Genomic DNA, 14,299 nt, shown 5'->3' with positions numbered 1-14,299 from the left:
GGCTGCTGGAGGGGTACGGGGTGCTGCGGGAGACCATGAGCCGAGGGTAAGCGGAGGGCCCGGGCCTCGGAAAAACCTTGGATTCCGCAAGAAAAATCGCGGAATCCCCGGCCATCCCGGAATGCGCGGGACGGCCATCCGGGTTGCACTCCTTGCAGGGCGCCAACCGCGCTCCCGTCAGCATGCCCGCCACCCGCACGGGCCCGTCCGTCCGAGCGTCGTCGTCCGAGCGAGAGGAACTGCTCCCTTGAGTCAGTACGTGTCCCGCATCGGCGGCAGCATCGGCGGACGCCTCGCCGCCGCCCGCGCCACCCGTCACGAGCCGCCGCGGCTGCGCCTCCCGGCCGCCGTCGGAGGCCACCGCAAGCCGCGCCGCATCGCCATGCTCAGCGTGCACACCTCGCCGCTGCACCAGCCCGGAACCGGCGACGCCGGCGGCATGAACGTGTACATCGTGGAGCTGGCCCGGCGCCTCGCCGCGATCAACATCGAGGTCGAGATCTTCACCCGGGCCACCACCGGCGGGCTGCCGCCCGTGGTCGAGCTGGCCCCCGGAGTCCTCGTACGGCACGTGGACGCCGGACCGTACGAAGGCCTCGCCAAGGAGGAGCTCCCGGCCCAGCTGTGCGCCTTCACCCACGGCGTGATGCAGGCCTGGGCCGGCCACCGCCCCGGCTACTACGACCTCGTCCACTCCCACTACTGGCTCTCCGGCCACGTCGGCTGGCTCGCCGCCGAACGCTGGGGCGTCCCGCTCGTGCACGCCATGCACACCATGGCCAAGGTCAAGAACGCCGCGCTGGCCGAGGGCGACACCCCCGAGCCCGCCGCCCGCGTCATCGGCGAGACCCAGATCGTCGCCGCCGCCGACCGGCTCATCGCGAACACCGCCGAGGAGGCCGACGAGCTCGTACGGCACTACGAGGCGGACCCCGGCAAGGTCGCCGTCGTCCACCCCGGCGTGAACCTCGACCGCTTCACCGTGGCCGACGGCCGCGCCGCCGCCCGCGCCCGCCTCGGCCTGCCGCAGGACGCCGTCATCCCGCTCTTCGCCGGCCGCATCCAGCCCCTGAAGGCCCCCGACATCCTGCTGCGCGCCGTCGCGGTCCTGGTCGACCAGGACCCCTCGCTGCGCCGCCGCCTCTTCGTCCCCGTCGTCGGCGGCCCCAGCGGAAGCGGCCTGGCCAAGCCGGAGGGGCTGCAGAAGCTCGCCGCGAAGCTCGGCATCACCGATCTCGTGCACTTCCACCCGCCGGTCGCGCAGGACGGGCTCGCCGACTGGTTCCGGGCGGCGTCCGTGCTGGTCATGCCCTCCTACAGCGAGTCCTTCGGGCTCGTCGCGATCGAGGCCCAGGCCACCGGCACCCCCGTGCTGGCCGCCGCGGTCGGCGGACTGCCCGTCGCCGTCGACGACGGGGCCACCGGGATCCTCGTACCCGGACACGACCCGGTGGACTACGCGCGCGAGCTGCGGCGCTTCATCGACGACCCGGCGCTCACCGACCGGCTGGGCGCGCAGGCCGCCCGGCACGCCCAGTTCTTCGGCTGGGACACCGCCGCGAGCGCCACGGCCGACGTGTACACGGCAGCGATGCACGATCACCGCCGTCGCGTACGCTCCCACCATGGCTGACACCGCCGCGATCATCGAGAGCGCCCTGACCGGCGCCGAGCTGAGCTGGGAGAGCCCCGAGCCGGGCTCGTACGTCGTCCAGCTCCCCGGCACCCGCAAGCTGAGCACCACCTGCTCGCTCCGGGTCGGCCGGCACTCCCTGTCGGTCAACGCCTTCGTGATCCGCCACCCCGACGAGAACGAGGCCGGCGTCCACCGCTGGCTGCTGGAGCGCAACCTCAAGCTGTACGGCCTGAGCTACGCGGTCGACCGCCTCGGGGACGTCTACCTCACGGGCCGGCTGCCGCTGTCGGTGGTGAACCCGGAGGACCTGGACCGCCTCCTCGGCACCGTCCTGGAAGCGGCCGACGGAGCCTTCAACACCCTCCTGGAGCTGGGCTTCGCGAGCGCGATCCGCCGCGAGTACGAATGGCGCGTCTCCCGCGGCGAACCGACCTTCAACCTCGACGCCTTCAAGCACCTGACGCAGCCGACGTAACCGCGGACTCCGCGCCACGCCCGGCCTCGCCGTCGTCCGTTCCCGCTCCGGCACCCGCGTCACCTTCGGGGAGCCCCCGCATCAGCAGCCAGTACCCGACCGCCGCGACCGTGCCCAGGGCCGCCGTCGTCCCCCACAGCCACTCGGCCCCGAACCGGTCGATGACCGTACCGGCCAGCAGCGGGGCGATCAGCGAGGCCACGGCCCACGACATCGTGTACATGCCCTGGTAGCGGCCCCGCCCGTGCAGTGGAGACAGGCGCACGACCAGGCTCATCTGGATCGGGGAGTTGATGATCTCGGCCAGCGTCCACACGCACACCGTCAGCGCGAGCGCCCCGACGGATCCGCCGAAGGCCGTCAGCCCGAACCCGTACCCCGCCAGCAGCGCGGAGACCACCAGCAGCTTCCGCGCGGAGCGGTGCTCGATGAACCGGGTCACCGGGAGCTGCAGCAGGACGATCATCACGCCGTTCACCGCGATGACCAGGCCGTAGTCGCCGGGGGTGAAGCCCGCGGTCCCCATCGTCAGCGGCAGGCCGAACGAGCCCTGCATGAAGATGAGCGAGATCAGGAACGACAGCCCCACGACCCCCATGAACCGCCCGTCGCGCAGCACCGTGCCCAGCCCGATCTCGGGCTCCAGGGCCGCCGAAGCCACATCACCCTTCTCCGGCCGGGACTCGGGCAGCTTCAGGTACACGAGGACCGCGCAGACCAGCGTCAGCGCCGCCTCGCCCAGGAAGCCGGCGAGGTAGCTGTACTCGGCGACGAAACCGGCGACGGTCGCGGAGACGGCGAAGCCGAGGTTGATCGCCCAGTAGTTCAGCGCGAAGGCCCGCACCCGGTCCTCGGGGCGCACGATGTCCGCCATCATCGCCTGCACCGCCGGCCGGGACGCGTTCGAGGCCATGCCCACCAGCAGGGCCACCGCGGCGATGGCCGCCGGATCCTCCATGAAGCCCAGCAGCGCCACCGAGAGCGCGGTCGCGACGTTCGCCGCGAGCAGCGTCGGCCGCCGCCCGAGCCGGTCGGTCATCACGCCCGCGCCGAGGGAGGAGACCACCCCGCCGAGGCCGTGGAGGGCGACCACAAGTCCCGCGAAGGAGGCCGAGTAGCCCCTGTCCAGGGTCAGGTACAAGGTCATGAATGTGGCGACGAAGGCCCCGAGCCGGTTGACCAGGGTGCTCGTCCACAGCCACCAGAACTCCGTCGGCAGACCCGACACGCTCTCCCGGGCGGCCCGTCTCATGCGCACAACGGACATAAGGAATCCCCCCGGAGATGTAAGCGTCATTCAACCGGGACGCACATTACGAGTGGTTGCCTCGGGCGCGCTACTCAATTGACGCGGACCGTCAATCGGCGCCACCGCACAGCGCGCGCGGGCGCCCCCGTACGTCCATTAGGCTCGTACGCATGGCCGACGCACCGTACAAGCTGATCCTCCTCCGCCACGGCGAGAGCGAGTGGAACGCGAAGAACCTGTTCACCGGCTGGGTGGACGTCAATCTCAACGAGAAGGGCGAGAAGGAGGCGGTCCGCGGCGGTGAGCTGCTCAAGGACGCCGGCCTGCTCCCCGACGTGGTCCACACGTCCCTCCAGAAGCGCGCGATCCGCACCTCCCAGCTCGCGCTGGAGGCCGCCGACCGCCACTGGATCCCGGTCCACCGCTCCTGGCGCCTGAACGAGCGCCACTACGGCGCCCTCCAGGGCAAGGACAAGGCCCAGACCCTCGCCGAGTTCGGCGAGGAGCAGTTCATGCTGTGGCGCCGCTCGTACGACACCCCGCCGCCGGCCCTCGAGGACGGCACGGAGTTCTCGCAGTCCGGGGACCCGCGCTACGCCTCCATCCCGCCGGAGCTGCGCCCGCGCACCGAGTGCCTCAAGGACGTCGTCGTCCGCATGCTGCCGTACTGGTACGACTCGATCGTCCCGGACCTGCTCGACGGCCACACCGTCCTGGTCGCCGCGCACGGCAACTCCCTGCGCGCCCTGGTCAAGCACCTCGACGGCATCTCCGACGCCGACATCGCGGGCCTGAACATCCCGACCGGCATCCCGCTCTCCTACGAGCTGGACGCCGACTTCAAGCCCCTCAACCCGGGCGGCACCTACCTCGACCCGGAGGCCGCGGCGGCCGCCATCGAGGCCGTCAAGAACCAGGGCAAGAAGTAGCACCCACCCGCGAACGAGCCCCCTACCTGCGCTTTCTCCGCAGGTAGGGGGCTTTTCGGTGGTGCGTCAAGTCACGTCTTTCGGTGGCATGACGGGGGTGTGGTCCTTCGGACCTACTGGAGGGGTGGTCGCGTCGAACGGCGTGACCGGATACCGCGAACCCTCAGGGAGGAGCCATGTCCCACACCCTTTGCACCCCGACGGCCGCCCGGTCCGGGCGTCGGTTCTCGCGCTACGCGATGGCGTTCGCCTCGGCCGCGTTCGTCGCCGGCGTCGCAGCGCTGCCCGCCGCCGCGGCGACCGCGCCGGCCGCCCGGCCTTCGGTCACGGACGTCCGCCCCGCGGCGGAACCCTGTCCGCCGGGCTACGTCTGGCGGGACATGTGGGACGGCGACACCCTGTGCGTCACACCGGAGGAACGCGACGCGGCCAGGTAACCCACACGCGCTAACGAGCCCCCTGACCTGCGGTTTCACCCGCAGGGTGGGGGCTCGTCGTACGTCGGTCCGATGCGCGGGCCAGACGGGGGGATCGGTAGGGCCGAACGGGCGACGGCGGGGCGGGAGCGGTGACCGGGGGCGGCGCACGGGCGTTTTCCACGGCATGAAGATCAATCGATTCTCCGCGGTCGGCGCCCTCGCCGGCGTAGTCCTGCTGGCCGGCGGCGCCCCCGCGCAGGCGGACCCGCTGCTCGACCTCCTCGACAACCTCAACGTCTCGGACCTCAACGTCTCCAGGGTCCTCAGCAACCCGGCGGTCGTCGTCACCAACGGCGGCTCGACCACCCTCCAGCAGGCCGAGCCGCTGCTGGCGCCCCTCGCCGCCCCCGCCGCCGCCCCGGCCGCCCCCGCCGCCCCGGCCGCCCCGGCCGCCCCCGCCGCCGCCACCCCCAAGCGCATCATCCAGGCCGCCCCCGTCCTGCCGGGCGGCGCCGCGCGCATCGAGACCGCTCCGATGGCGCCGACCGCGCCCTGACCCGCGAAGCGCACGAGGGCCCCGTCCGAATCTCGGACGGGGCCCTCGCGTGCGTGCGTGCGCGCGTGCGGCGGTCAGCCGCCGCACTGGCAGGGGGCGCCGGACTGGCAGCCGCAGCCGCAGCCCGAGCCGCAGCCGCAGGCCGCCAGCAGCGGGAGCCGCAGCGGCTCCGGCCTCGGCGGCTGCTCCTGCTCCGGGGTGATGGGGACGGGGGAATCGGGCATGGTTCCTCCTCGCAGGCGACGAACGGGAAGTCGTACTGCCTTCGCCTCATTCATGCCCAGCCACACCGGCGCGTCAACGGCGCATTGGCGCAGTGACCCGGATCAGGCGCCGTCGACGACCGTCGGCTGCTGGAGGTCGTCCGCGTGCTCGCCCGTCACCAGGTACACCACGCGCTTGGCCACCGACACCGCGTGGTCAGCGAAGCGCTCGTAGTAGCGGCCCAGCAGCGTCACGTCCACGGCCGTCTCGATGCCGTGCTTCCAGCGGTCGTCCATCAGGTGCTGGAACAGCGTGCGGTGCAGCTGGTCCATCTCGTCGTCGTCCTGCTCCAGCTGGAGCGCCAGGTCGACGTCCTTCGTGATGATGACCTCGGCCGCCTTCGCCATCAGGCGCTGCGCCAGCTGCCCCATCTCCAGGATCGTGGCGTGCAGGTCACGCGGCACCGCCGAGTCCGGGAAGCGCAGCCGGGCGAGCTTCGCCACGTGCTGGGCCAGGTCGCCGCTGCGCTCCAGGTCGGCGCTCATGCGCAGCGAGGTCACGACGATGCGCAGGTCGGTGGCGACCGGCTGCTGGCGGGCGAGCAGGGCGATGGCGCGCGCCTCCAGGTCGTGCTGGAGGTCGTCGACCTTCTGGTCGGCGGCGATGACGCTCTCGGCGAGCTTCAGGTCGGCGTCGAGCATGGACGTCGTGGCCCGCCCGATCGCGGAACCGACGAGCCGGGCCATCTCGACCAGGCCTTCTCCGATCGAGTCCAGTTCCTCGTGGTACGCGTCGCGCATGTCTCGTGTCCCTCTCTCGACCTACTACTACTGCTCTACTGCTGCTGTTCTGCTGCCCGGGAAGGTGTGTCCGGGCCCCACGTTTTCACGTTGAACCGCAAACGCGTCCGACTCCGGCATCACAAATGAATCAACCCCGTCGCCAGGGTGAACTCTGGGCGACGACTGTTCGAGGTGCCACCCGAACGGCTGTGGAAGTGTCGCCGGGCCTGCTTAACCTGGATCCATGGACGTGAACGCGGCGGTCGCCGCAGCTGCAGCGATCGCCGGTCTTTGCACCGGCGTCATCGCCATGCTGGCGTTCCGCTGGAGCGAGCGCGACCAGGCCCGCCCCACCCGGAGCTCCATGCGCCCGGACATCAACGCGGTGCTGCCGCCCGGAGTGGACACCGTCCTGTCCGTGCTGCGGTCCTCCGCAGTGGTGCTCGACGAGGGCGACGCCGTGGTCAAGGCGAGCTCGGCCGCCTACGCCCTCGGGCTGGTGCGCGGCGGCAAACTCGCCGTGGAGCCCATGCTGCACATGGCCCGCGACACCCGCCGCGACGGGGAGATACGCCAGGTCGAGCTCGACCTGCCCCGGCGCGGCACCGGCCGCGGCGAGGCCCTCGCCGTCTCGGCGCGCGTGGCCCCGCTGGGCTCGCGCCTCGTGCTGCTGCTGGTCGAGGACCTCACCGAGGCCCGCCGCATCGAGGCCGTCCGCCGTGACTTCGTCGCCAACGTGTCGCACGAGCTGAAGACGCCGGTGGGCGCGATCTCCCTGCTCTCCGAGGCCGTCATGGATGCCGCCGACGACCCCGAGGCGGTCAGCCGCTTCGCGGGCCGCATGCAGATCGAGGCCACCCGGCTGATCAACCTCGTACAGGAGCTCATCGACCTCTCCCGGGTCCAGAACGACGACCCGCTGGAGGACGCCGAGCCCGTACGGGTGGACACCCTGGTGGCGGAGGCCATAGACCGCTGCCGCCACACGGCGTCCTCGAAGCAGATCACCATGGCCGCCGGCGGCACCGCCGACCTGCGCGTCTGGGGCAACCGCGGGCAGCTCGCGGCAGCCCTCGGAAATCTGGTCGAGAACGCCGTCAACTACAGCCCCGCCCGTACCCGCGTCGGCATAGCCGGACGCAGGGTGTCGGCACCTGGGGGAGACTTGATCGAGATCGCCGTGACCGACCAGGGCATCGGCATCCCGGAAAAGGACCGCGAGCGCATCTTCGAGCGCTTCTACCGCGTGGACCCGGCCCGCTCCCGCGCCACGGGAGGCACCGGCCTCGGCCTTGCGATCGTGAAGCACGTGGCGGCCTCGCACGGCGGGGAGGTGTCGGTGTGGAGCTCGGAAGGCCAGGGATCCACCTTCACCCTCAGGCTCCCCGAAGCGGCGGCGCAGGCCCCGGCGCCGGACCGTCACACCCACCCCACCCCCGCCTGACCCAGACACCGCCAGAAACCGCTCCAGCCATTCCTGCCCCGGAGGTCCTTCCGTGACCCGAGTGCTCGTCGTCGAGGATGAGGAATCCTTCAGCGACGCCCTGTCCTACATGCTCCGCAAGGAGGGCTTCGAGGTCGCCATCGCGGCGACCGGGCCCGACGGGCTCGACGAGTTCGAGCGCAACGGCGCCGACCTCGTCCTCCTCGACCTGATGCTCCCCGGGCTGCCCGGCACGGAGGTCTGCCGGCAGCTGCGCGGCCGCTCCAACGTCCCCGTGATCATGGTGACGGCCAAGGACAGCGAGATCGACAAGGTCGTCGGGCTGGAGATAGGAGCCGACGACTACGTCACCAAGCCCTTCTCCTCGCGGGAGCTGGTCGCCCGCATCCGCGCGGTCCTGCGCCGCCGCGGCGAGCCGGAGGAGGTCACCCCGGCAGCGCTGGAGGCCGGCCCCGTACGGATGGACGTCGACCGCCACGTGGTCACCGTCGCCGGCGGCAAGGTGGACCTCCCGCTGAAGGAGTTCGACCTGCTGGAGATGCTGCTGCGCAACGCGGGCCGCGTGCTGACCCGCATGCAGCTGATCGACCGGGTGTGGGGGGCGGACTACGTCGGCGACACCAAGACCCTCGACGTCCACGTCAAGCGCCTGCGCGCCAAGATCGAGCCGGACCCGGGTGCCCCGCGCTACCTGGTGACCGTCCGCGGCCTCGGCTACAAGTTCGAGCCGTAAACCGGATGCACGTAGGGGAAGGGCCCCGGCCGCTGATGCGGCCGGGGCCCTTCCCGTGTGCGTACGAGTGACGCGGTGGCTCAGTGGCCGGTGCCGTGCGAGGCGGACCCGGACGGGGAACCCGACGGGGTGCCCGAGGCGGAGCCCGACGGGGTGCCCGAGGGGGTGCCCGACGGGGAACCGGACGGGGAACCGGACGGCGTGCCCGACGGGGTGGCGCCGGCGGCCGGGATCGCGGCCGGGGCCACGGTCGGACCGTAGCCCGCGTACATGCCCGTGCCGGGGACCACGAAGGCCCGCAGCGGGACGTCGCCCGCCTGGCTCAGCTGGAAGACGACGGCCTGCTGGTCGCCGAGTTCGACGGCCTCGGAGCCGTTCTCGATCACGGCGGAGGCGTTGCCCTTGCCGCCCAGGACCACGGACCCGCCGGCCGGCACGGTGATCTTGCCGGATCCCTCGGCCGCCTTCAGGACGACCTTGCCCTTGCCGCCCGGGAGGGTGATGGCGTCGAGGGTCTGCGGCTTGATGCCGGAGTTGAAGACCGTCGCCGAAACGGCGGCCGGACCCCTCTTGCCCTTCTCGCCGGCGGTGATGACCAGAGCGTTCTGGACCTGGATGTTGCCCTTGGTGACCGAGGCGTTGTCCGGCTTGATCTGCAGGGTCTGCGCGTCGTTGCCCGCACCGCAGGCGGCCAGCGAGGCGATCGAGAACACGACGGCGGTGGCGGCGAGGGCGCCGCGTCGAAGGCTGCGGCTCACGGCGGCGGCATCTCCTTGGACGTACGGAACGGAAGGACGGGTACGACGGGTACTGGGTGCGGCCGAGGTAAAGCCGCCCTAAGGGTGTGTCAGCGCGCTTAGGTTACCGAGCCGCCACCCCGCCCCCGCACCCGACCCTCCGCAGCGCGGCGCCCGCCCTCACCCTCGTCGCGTGATCTTTCATTCCGCTCGTCGATCATGCGGTGTCCGCATAACGCGACGCGGGCTCCCGTGATCAAATTCCGAGATTCCTTCGAACGGTGCTCCGTGATCAATTCAAGGATTGGTCCGGAACCGATCCGTGCGGATGCCCGCCAGTCGAACGGAGTAGTTCGGTTTCCCGGCTCGGAAACCGGCAAAACGGGACGTACGTCACACTGGCGGCGGCATCGGGGAGGTGTAGCGTGGCCCTTTCGCCTGGTCCGCACAGCGCCCCCGACCTGCGGATACCCCCTTCCAGAAGGCCTCCGCAGCACGTTCCCATCGCTGTTGTCAAGCCCCGAGATGTGCCCTGACCTGCGAAAACGCCATTCATAACAGTCAGTTCTCGTGTTACCCTGGATAGCCACGGAAGGGGTACCTGTCACATGACGTTCAAGGTTGGCGACACCGTGGTCTATCCCCATCACGGGGCCGCGCTGATCGAGGCCATTGAGACTCGTCAGATCAAAGGCGTGGACAAGACCTACTTGGTGCTCAAGGTCGCCCAGGGCGACCTGACGGTTCGCGTGCCTGCGGACAATGCGGAGTTCGTCGGTGTTCGCGACGTAGTCGGCCAGGACGGGCTGGACCGGGTCTTCGAGGTGCTCCGCGCACCGTACGCAGAAGAGCCGACGAACTGGTCCCGGCGCTACAAGGCAAATCTGGAGAAGCTCGCTTCTGGCGATGTCATCAAGGTCGCCGAAGTGGTGCGTGACCTGTGGCGTCGTGAGCGTGAGCGCGGGCTGTCCGCGGGCGAGAAGCGCATGCTCGCGAAGGCGCGTCAGATCCTGGTGAGCGAGCTCGCGCTCGCTGAGAACACGAACGAGGACAAGGCCGAGGCCCTCCTCGACGAGGTGCTCGCGTCCTGACGCGAAGCTTCGTTCACACAGTTGTGCCGCGGTGCCCGATGACAAGCCCTCTCCCTCCACGAGAGGCTGTTGCCGGGCGCTGCGGCATGTCTGTACCCATACCTTGATGGCGTGCCGGGTCCGGGCAGCCTGCTCGACCGGTCGTCACGGAAGGGGCGAGGGCGTCGCACCCGGCACGCTTCAGGCCATACCCATGTCGGCCGAAGTCACAAACCTGGCTCGGAGCTACTGATGTCTGACGAAACGCGCCCCCACCGCACCGCCGCGGTGATCCCGGCCGCCGGCCGCGGGGTACGCCTCGGCCCCGGCGCCCCCAAGGCCCTGCGGGCCCTCGGCGGCACCCCCATGCTCGTCCACGCCGTCCGCGCGATGGCCCGCTCCCGCGCGATCTCCCTCGTGGTGGTCGTCGCCCCGTCCGACGGCGCCGACGCGGTACGCCTCCTGCTCTCCGAGCACGCACTGCCCGAGCGGACCGAGATCCTCGTCGTCCCCGGCGGCGAGACCCGCCAGGAATCCGTACGGGCCGGCCTGAGCGCGCTCCCCGCCGACATCACCTCCGTCCTCATCCACGACGCGGCCCGACCGCTCGTCCCCGTCGACACCGTGGACTCCGTCGTCGAGGCCGTGCACCAGGGCGCCGCCGCCGTGGTCCCCGCCCTGCCGCTCGCCGACACCGTCAAGGAGGTCGAGCCCGGCAAGCCCGGCGAACCCGAGCCGGTCGTCGCCACCCCCGAGCGGGCCCGGCTGCGCGCCGTACAGACGCCGCAGGGCTTCGACCTCGCCACGCTGCTGCGCGCGCACGACGAGATCGCCGTCGCCGGCGAAGGCGCCACCGACGACGCCGGCATGGTCGAGCGGCTCGGCTTCACCGTCCTGGCCGTGCCCGGCCACGAAGAGGCCTTCAAGGTCACCCGCCCCCTCGACCTGGTCCTCGCCGAGGCCGTACTCGCCCGCAGGAGGGCCACCGATGTCTACTGACCTCCCGCTGATCCCCCAGGTGGGCATCGGCACCGACGTGCACGCCTTCGAGACCGGCCGCGAGCTGTGGTGCGCCGGGCTGCTGTGGGAGGGCGAGGACGGCCTCGCCGGGCACTCCGACGGTGACGTCGCCGCGCACGCCGCCTGCGACGCCCTGTTCTCCGCCGCCGGCGTCGGCGACCTCGGCGCGCACTTCGGCACCTCCCGCCCCGAGTGGTCCGGAGCCGCCGGCGTCACCCTCCTGGCGGAGGCCGCCCGCATCGTCCGCGCGGAGGGCTTCGAGATCGGCAACATCGCGATCCAGGTCATCGGCGTACGCCCGAAGATCGGCAAGCGGCGCGAAGAGGCGCAGAAGGCGCTCGCCGCCGCGGCGGGCGCCCCCGTGTCCGTCTCCGGCACCACCACCGACGGACTCGGCCTCACCGGCCGCGCCGAAGGGCTCGCCGCCATCGCCACCGCGCTCGTGTACCGGACGAATCAGGCCTGAATACCGCCGGAGGCAGCACATCTTCGGCAACAAAGGTGCCCCTGGGCCCCAAAGGGTCACGGGGCACTGCTATGCGCGCACTACCCTGGATGCCGTGACTATTCGCCTGTACGACACCAGTGCCCGGCAGATCCGTGACTTCACCCCGCTCGTCCCGGGCTGCGTCTCGATCTACCTCTGTGGCGCCACCGTGCAGGCGGCCCCGCACATCGGGCACATCCGGTCGGGCCTCAACTTCGACATGATGCGCCGCTGGTTCGAGTACCGGGGCTACGAGGTCACCTTCATCCGCAACGTCACGGACATCGACGACAAGATCATCGCGAAGTCCGCGGAACAGCGCCGCCCCTGGTGGTCCATCGGCTACGAGAACGAGCGCGCCTTCAACGACGGCTACTCCGCCCTCGGCTGCCTGCCGCCCACCTACGAGCCCCGCGCCACCGGCCACGTCACCGAGATGGTCGAGATGATGCGCGGCCTCATCGAGCGCGGTCACGCCTACGAGTCCGAGGGCAACGTCTACTTCGACGTGAAGTCCTTCCCCGGCTACCTCTCGCTCTCCCGCCAGGAGCTCGACAACATCCGCCAGCCGGAGTCCACGGGCGAGACCGGCAAGCGCGACCCCCGCGACTTCGCCATGTGGAAGTCCGTCAAGCCCGGCGAGCCCTCCTGGGAGACCCCCTGGGGCCGCGGCCGCCCCGGCTGGCACCTGGAGTGCTCCGCCATGGCGCACAAGTACCTCGGCAGCGCCTTCGACATCCACGGCGGCGGCCTCGACCTGATCTTCCCGCACCACGAGAACGAGATCGCCCAGGCCAAGGCCTTCGGCGACGAGTTCGCCACGTACTGGGTCCACAACGCCTGGGTCACCATGTCCGGCGAGAAGATGTCCAAGTCCCTCGGCAACTCGGTGCTCGTCTCCGAGATGGTCAAGAACTGGCGCCCGATCGTCCTGCGCTACTACCTCGGCACCCCGCACTACCGCTCGATGATCGAGTACAGCGAAGAGGCGCTGCGCGAGGCCGAGTCGGCCTTCGCCCGCATCGAGGGCTTCTACCAGCGCGTCATCGAGAAGGCGGGCTCGCCCGTCGAGCCCGCCGCCGAGGTGCCGCCCGCCTTCGCCGAGGCCATGGACGACGACCTCGGCGTCCCGCAGGCGCTCGCCATCGTCCACACCACCGTCCGCCAGGGCAACAGCGCGCTCGCCGCCGACGACAAGGACGCGGCCATCGCGCGCCTGTCCGAGGTACGGGCCATGCTGGGCGTCCTCGGCCTGGACCCGCTCGACCCGCACTGGGCCGAGGAGACCGACCGCGGCGAGGACCTCCACGGCGCGGTGGACACCCTCGTACGCCTCGTCCTCGACCAGCGCGAGTCCGCCCGCGCCCGCAAGGACTGGGCCACCGCCGACGCCATCCGCGACCAGCTCCAGCAGTCGGGCCTGGTCATCGAGGACAGCCCCACCGGACCGCGCTGGACGCTCGGCCCCCGCTGATCCGGCCCCGCCCGGACCAGCCATGTTGTGCCGCCCGGCGCTCCGGGCGGCACACTCTTCATACGTACGTATCGCAGCACCAAACGAAAACAGGTAGAGGTCATGGCCGGGAACAGCCAGCGCAGGAACCGCCGCACGTCCAACAAGAAGGGCGCCACGGTCGGCAGCGGTGGCCAGCGGCGCAAGGGCCTGGAGGGGAAGGGCCCCACCCCCAAGGCCGAGGACCGCAAGAAGCACAAGGCGAACCGCATCGCCAACGCCATGGCCCGGCAGGCGGCCAAGCGCCGCCCCGCCCCCCGCCGCGGCGGCCCCAAGGGCACCAGCGAGATGGTCGTCGGCCGCAACCCGGTCTTCGAGGCGCTGCGCGACGGCGTGCCCGCCACCACCCTGTACGTCCAGCAGTTCATCGACAACGACGAGCGCGTCCGCGAAGCCCTCCGGCTCGCCGGCGAGCGCGGCAACATCAACCTGATGGAAGCCCCGCGCCCCGAGCTCGACCGCATGACCAACGGGCTCAACCACCAGGGCCTCGTCCTCCAGGTCCCGCCGTACGAGTACGCGCACCCCGAGGACCTCACCGATGCCGCCTACGACAACGGCGAGGACCCCCTCATCGTCGCCCTCGACGGCGTCACCGACCCGCGCAACCTCGGCGCGATCGTCCGCTCCGTCTCCGCCTTCGGCGGCCACGGCGTGGTCATCCCCGAGCGCCGCGCCGCCGGCATGACCGCCGGCGCCTGGAAGACCTCCGCCGGCACCGCCGCCCGCACCCCGGTCTCCCGCGTCACCAACCTCACCCGCGCCCTCCAGGAGTACAAGAAGGCGGGCATCGCCATCGTCGGCCTCGCCGCCGAGGGCACGCACGAGGTGCAGGACCTGGAGGCGCTCGCCGGCCCCGTCGTCATCGTCGTCGGCTCCGAGGGCAAGGGCCTCGGCCGCCTCGTCGGCGAGAACTGCGACTACCTCGTGCGCATCCCGATGCCGGGCGGCGCCGAGTCCCTCAACGCCGGTGTCGCCGCGGGCGTCGTCCTCTACGAAGCGGCCCGCCGCCGCGCGACGACCCCCCGGACCTGATCCGCTTGAT

Annotated in this window: 16 protein-coding genes; 12 read left to right on the top strand and 4 right to left on the bottom strand. The window is 71.3% G+C overall.

The genetic code is table 11. The annotated features are described in order from the left end of the window. Positions 1 to 331: 331 nt before the first annotated feature. Positions 332 to 1,633 (top strand): D-inositol-3-phosphate glycosyltransferase, encoded by a 1,302-nt coding sequence (gene mshA / locus AB0O21_RS21590; protein WP_365172890.1) that lies wholly within the window; start codon positions 332 to 334, stop codon positions 1,631 to 1,633. After that, positions 1,626 to 2,111, top strand: a complete 486-nt coding sequence (locus AB0O21_RS21585) for a YbjN domain-containing protein (RefSeq protein WP_365172808.1) — start codon at positions 1,626 to 1,628, stop codon at positions 2,109 to 2,111. The genes mshA and AB0O21_RS21585 overlap by 8 nt, the downstream gene beginning before the upstream one ends. Here AB0O21_RS21585 and AB0O21_RS21580 read toward each other — a convergent pair. Continuing rightward, positions 2,086 to 3,378: an MFS transporter gene (locus tag AB0O21_RS21580; RefSeq protein WP_365172806.1), complete on the bottom strand. Its 1,293-nt coding sequence runs from the start codon at positions 3,376 to 3,378 to the stop codon at positions 2,086 to 2,088. The two genes, AB0O21_RS21585 and AB0O21_RS21580, sit on opposite strands and share 26 nt — an antisense overlap. Positions 3,379 to 3,530: 152 nt before the next feature. Between AB0O21_RS21580 and AB0O21_RS21575 the strand changes: the two genes are divergently transcribed. The 3 genes from AB0O21_RS21575 (at position 3,531) to AB0O21_RS21565 (ending at position 5,264) form a co-directional block, all read left to right on the top strand. After that, the gene (locus tag AB0O21_RS21575) at positions 3,531 to 4,289 is read left to right on the top strand and encodes a phosphoglyceromutase (RefSeq protein ID WP_365172805.1); all 759 of its coding nucleotides are present in this window, start codon (positions 3,531 to 3,533) and stop codon (positions 4,287 to 4,289) included. 176 nt (positions 4,290 to 4,465) lie between these two features. Next, entirely contained in the window at positions 4,466 to 4,726 is a 261-nt protein-coding gene (locus AB0O21_RS21570) for a hypothetical protein (RefSeq protein WP_365172804.1), read from the top strand. 166 nt (positions 4,727 to 4,892) lie between these two features. Further along, a complete protein-coding gene (locus tag AB0O21_RS21565; protein WP_365172803.1) occupies positions 4,893 to 5,264 on the top strand; it encodes a hypothetical protein in 372 nt (123 codons plus the stop codon). 74 nt (positions 5,265 to 5,338) lie between these two features. Here AB0O21_RS21565 and AB0O21_RS21560 read toward each other — a convergent pair whose 3' ends face one another. Both AB0O21_RS21560 and phoU read right to left on the bottom strand, forming a co-directional pair. Beyond that, positions 5,339 to 5,488: a hypothetical protein gene (locus AB0O21_RS21560; protein WP_167344738.1), complete on the bottom strand. Its 150-nt coding sequence runs from the start codon at positions 5,486 to 5,488 to the stop codon at positions 5,339 to 5,341. 102 nt (positions 5,489 to 5,590) lie between these two features. Beyond that, positions 5,591 to 6,268: a phosphate signaling complex protein PhoU gene (phoU, locus tag AB0O21_RS21555; RefSeq protein WP_365172801.1), complete on the bottom strand. Its 678-nt coding sequence runs from the start codon at positions 6,266 to 6,268 to the stop codon at positions 5,591 to 5,593. A gap of 226 nt (positions 6,269 to 6,494) precedes the next feature. On the opposite strand from phoU, the gene AB0O21_RS21550 reads away from it, so the two are divergent. Continuing rightward, positions 6,495 to 7,694: an ATP-binding protein gene (locus AB0O21_RS21550; protein WP_365172800.1), complete on the top strand. Its 1,200-nt coding sequence runs from the start codon at positions 6,495 to 6,497 to the stop codon at positions 7,692 to 7,694. Positions 7,695 to 7,746: 52 nt separating this feature from the next. After that, positions 7,747 to 8,427 (top strand): response regulator transcription factor, encoded by a 681-nt coding sequence (locus AB0O21_RS21545; protein ID WP_030387286.1) that lies wholly within the window; start codon positions 7,747 to 7,749, stop codon positions 8,425 to 8,427. Positions 8,428 to 8,507: 80 nt separating this feature from the next. On the opposite strand, the gene AB0O21_RS21540 is transcribed toward AB0O21_RS21545, so the two are convergent. Continuing rightward, positions 8,508 to 9,185 (bottom strand): DUF461 domain-containing protein, encoded by a 678-nt coding sequence (locus AB0O21_RS21540; protein ID WP_365172798.1) that lies wholly within the window; start codon positions 9,183 to 9,185, stop codon positions 8,508 to 8,510. A gap of 587 nt (positions 9,186 to 9,772) precedes the next feature. Here AB0O21_RS21540 and AB0O21_RS21535 point away from each other — a divergent pair. From AB0O21_RS21535 to rlmB, 5 genes are all read left to right on the top strand, one after another. Then, a complete protein-coding gene (locus AB0O21_RS21535) occupies positions 9,773 to 10,255 on the top strand; it encodes a CarD family transcriptional regulator (RefSeq protein ID WP_003953493.1) in 483 nt (160 codons plus the stop codon). 231 nt (positions 10,256 to 10,486) lie between these two features. After that, positions 10,487 to 11,233 carry a 2-C-methyl-D-erythritol 4-phosphate cytidylyltransferase gene (gene ispD / locus AB0O21_RS21530; protein ID WP_365172796.1) on the top strand — a complete coding sequence of 249 codons (747 nt, stop codon included), beginning with the start codon at positions 10,487 to 10,489 and terminating at the stop codon, positions 11,231 to 11,233. Then, entirely contained in the window at positions 11,223 to 11,720 is a 498-nt protein-coding gene (gene ispF / locus AB0O21_RS21525) for a 2-C-methyl-D-erythritol 2,4-cyclodiphosphate synthase (protein WP_365172794.1), read from the top strand. Before ispD ends, ispF begins: the two co-directional genes overlap by 11 nt. A gap of 94 nt (positions 11,721 to 11,814) precedes the next feature. After that, complete coding sequence (gene cysS, locus AB0O21_RS21520; RefSeq protein ID WP_365172792.1) at positions 11,815 to 13,215, top strand: cysteine--tRNA ligase; 1,401 nt, start codon at positions 11,815 to 11,817, stop codon at positions 13,213 to 13,215. Positions 13,216 to 13,317: 102 nt separating this feature from the next. Beyond that, positions 13,318 to 14,289, top strand: coding sequence for a 23S rRNA (guanosine(2251)-2'-O)-methyltransferase RlmB (gene rlmB, locus AB0O21_RS21515; protein WP_365172790.1), 972 nt, complete (start codon positions 13,318 to 13,320; stop codon positions 14,287 to 14,289). Positions 14,290 to 14,299 lie beyond the last annotated feature (10 nt).

This window comes from Streptomyces sp. NPDC091371, from assembly GCF_040684275.1.
Lineage (GTDB): Bacteria > Actinomycetota > Actinomycetes > Streptomycetales > Streptomycetaceae > Streptomyces.
The sequence above is the reverse complement of the archived record's forward strand: the minus strand, read 5'-3'. Positions and strand labels throughout refer to the sequence as shown.